Source organism: Sphingomonas sp. (genome assembly GCF_051962185.1).
GTDB lineage: Bacteria > Pseudomonadota > Alphaproteobacteria > Sphingomonadales > Sphingomonadaceae > Sphingomonas.
Map to the genome: position 1 here is coordinate 1 of NZ_JBQCCN010000060.1, position 3,408 is coordinate 3,408.

A 3,408-nucleotide genomic window follows, 5' to 3' on the forward strand; every position below is an offset into this window, starting at 1 on the left:
CGCTCACGCCTCCCAGGATGCCGGCGACTGGCGCGACGACCAGCACCGTTCCGAGCGGCAGCGTCTGTCCGACGATACCAAAATAGACGTAGTCGCCGGCGACGCCTTGCGCGATCATCCCCGACACCAGCACCGCGGTCATGACCAGCAAGGTCATCCGTTGCTCATAAGCTGCCGCCAACTCCTCGATCGCGAAGGCGACGCCCGCGATCGGCGTGTTGAACGCCGCCGCCACGCCGGCCGCCGCGCCCGCGACCAGCACCGAGCCATTGAGCGGGACGCGCAACAGCTTGTGGGCATAGGCCATGATCGTCGCGCCGAGTTGCACCGTCGGGCCTTCGCGTCCGACCGAGCCGCCGGCGGCCAGCGCGGCGGCGGTCAGGATGGTCTTGAGGATCGCGGTGCGTCCCGAGGCGAGGTTGCTCGTCGATCCGACCGGGTCGCGCTTGGCGGCGATGATCTGGGGAATGCCCGAGCCGCGCGCGGCGGGGGCGAAGCGATTGGTGATCCAGACGATCAGCACATAGCTGACCGGCGTCAGCACTAGCGGCAGCCACCAGCATCGCGCGTCCATCGCGTCGAACAAGGCGCTGGCGCGGTCGGCAGTGCGGGCAAACGCGGTCGCGGCGAGGCCGACCAGCACTGCACCGGCAAGGATGGCGCTACGCCGGCGCCACACCGATGCAGTGGGGCCATGACGGCGCAGCAGGACGCGGGCACGTCTCAGGCTGTCGGCGGACGATCGGGGCGGGGGAGATTCGGCCATGGGCCCGCCCGCTTAGGCCCGGGATGCCTGCTTTGCATCCCCCAAGACGCGCATCAGCTTCGCGTCGGCAAGGCGTAAGCCACGACGCTGTCGCCCGCCGGCGTCTCCATGAAGTGATGCCCGCCGGCGAAGATCACCAGATATTCGCGACCGTCCTGCTGATAGACGATCGGCGTCGCCTGGCCGCCGGCCGGAAGCGGGGCGGACCACACCGTCTTGCCGGTCCTCATGTCGATCGCCCGAATCAGGTCGTCGGTCGCGGCGGCGATGAAGATCAGCCCGCTCGCCGTGGTCACCGAGCCGCCGTTATTGGGCGTACCGATCGTCAGCGGCAGCATCGTCGGCAAGTTGAACGGCCCGTTGCGCCGCGCGGTGCCGAGGGGGCGGTCCCACAAGGTCTTGCCGGTGGCGATGTCGATCGCGCGGATGCCGCCATAGGGCGGGCGCTTGCACATCAATTTGGTGAACGGCATGCGCCAGCCGGCATTGACGTCGATCGCATAGGGCACGCCCCATTGCGGATCGACCGAATGCGACTTGCTCGAAATCTCCTTCGACGCGAAGCGGGGCTTGATCCCCATCTTGTCGGCTTGCGCGCGCGGCAGCAGCCGGACCAGGTTGGGCATATCGTTGTAATTGGCGATCAGGATGCCGCGGACCGGATCGATCGACACGCCGCCCCAGTCGCTGCCGCCATTGTAGCCGGGGTATTCGACACTCTTGCGCCCGACATTGGGTGGGGTGAATTCGCCGCGGTAATCGGCACGGCGGAACTGGATGCGACAGAGCATCTGGTCGATCGGCGACATGCCCCACATGTCCGATTCTTCGAGCGGCGGCTTGCGCAGGGTCTGCCATAGCGAGACGATCTGGCGCGCGGCGCGCTCGCCGGGCTCGACGCCGCCTTGCGGCGCGGCGATCGAGCCGATCGGCGTGAGCGCGCGGCCGGTCGCACGGTCGAGGATATAGAGGTCGCCCTGCTTGGACGGCACCACCAGCGCGGCGGTGCCCTTATAGTCAATCAGCGAAGGCGGACTGCCGAAATCATAGTCCCAGACGTCCTTCTTGACCGCCTGGAAGCTCCAGCGCGGCTTGCCGGTGGTCACGTCGATCGCGACGATCGAGCTCGAATAGGCGTTTTCCTGCGGCGTGCGGCTGGTCGAGATATAGTCGTCCGCGACATTGCCGAGCGGGACATAGACCAGTCCCAATTTCTCGTCCCCGGCGCTGCCGGTCCACATATTGGGCGTGCCGCGCGCCCAGGTCTGGCCGGCCGGCGGATAGCCGTTCCAATCGGGATGGACCATGTCCCAGGCCCAGGCGAGCTTGCCGGTCTTGGCGTCGAATCCCTGGATCACGCCCGACGGCGCGCCGCGATACTGGCCGTCGAGAATCTGGTGCCCGACCACGACGATGCCGCGCACGATGCTCGGCGCCGAATTGATCGAGGCGAGGCCGGGATAGACCTGGCCCATGCCGATCTTGGTGTCCTGCTGGCCAGTGCCGTTGAATTCGGCGCACGGCGCGCCGGTCGCGGCGTCGAGCGCGATCAGGCGCGAGTCGAGCGTGCCCTCGATGATCCGCGCGGCGCAGGGCGTGCCGACGGCCTCTCCGGGAACTTGGTAGTAAGCGACCCCGCGGCACGCGGTGGTGTAGGGGATCCAGGCGTCGGGGACCTTGGGATCGTAGCGCCACGCGGTCTTGCCGGTCGCGGCGTCGAGCGCGACGACGACATTCTTCGCGGTGCAGGTGTAGAGCAGATTGCCGATCTTGAGCGGCGTGTTCTCGGTGCCGTAGAGCTTCTGGAACGCGGCGGTGGTCGGCGTGCCGCCGGTGTGCGTCTCCCAGACCTTCTCGAGCTTGCCGACATTGTCGGGCGCGATCTGGGTCAGCGGCGAATAGCGCCAATTGGCATAGGTGCCGCCATAGCTCGGCCAGTCGCCGCCGGTCGCGAGGCCCGACGGGTCGGTCATGCCCGGCGACATCTGCGCCGGCAGCGCGAGCGCGGGCGACCCGCCGCCCGCCAACAAGCCGAAGATCGCGATCACCGCGACCAAGGCGACGCCGATCCCGCCGCCGGCCCATTTCCAGCGATTGCGGTCCGCGGTCAACGTCGGCATGACCAGGGCGACCGCGACCAGCAGCACGAACGGCGCGATCAGCCAGGGCACCATCGCCCAAGCATTGCCGCGCGCCTCCGCCAGTCCCCAGACCGCGCTCAGGACGAACAGCGCGCAATAGAGCCACCCCCCGAGCATCCGGCCGCGAAACAGCAACCAGGCGGAGGCGAGCATCGCGACGCCGGCGATCAGGTAATAAAGCGACCCGCCCAGCACGACGAGATAGGCGCCGCCTATGGTCAGGACCAAACCGATCAGGGCGATCACCAGCGCCACGATCATTGCCGCCAAGCTGCGTCGCATGATTGTCTCCGTCGGCTAGCGAAGCGCGCGGAAAAGGCGCCTCGTCAGGCGCGTAACGAAGCAGCATGCGCGGCCGTTCCGGATTCGGCGGGTCCGCGACTAGGAAGCGCCGGCGCGGAGTAAATCCGCGCCGTCGGTCGGCGCCTCGCGGTGCCGCCGGGCGGACTGATCGCGATGCGCGGAATAGCTCGAGCTATTCCGCCGCGATCGGTCACACAT

At 68.0% G+C, this 3,408-nt stretch carries 2 protein-coding genes; both read right to left on the reverse strand.

The window, feature by feature from the left end:
• The coding region (locus ACTHJR_RS03955; protein ID WP_440521824.1) for a chloride channel protein at nt 1-766 on the reverse strand (766 nt) is incomplete at its 3' end.
• Between the two features lie 53 nt (nt 767-819).
• Nucleotides 820-3,189 carry a membrane-bound PQQ-dependent dehydrogenase, glucose/quinate/shikimate family gene (locus tag ACTHJR_RS03960; RefSeq protein ID WP_440521825.1) on the reverse strand — a complete coding sequence of 790 codons (2,370 nt, stop codon included), beginning with the start codon at nt 3,187-3,189 and terminating at the stop codon, nt 820-822.
• Nucleotides 3,190-3,408 lie beyond the last annotated feature (219 nt).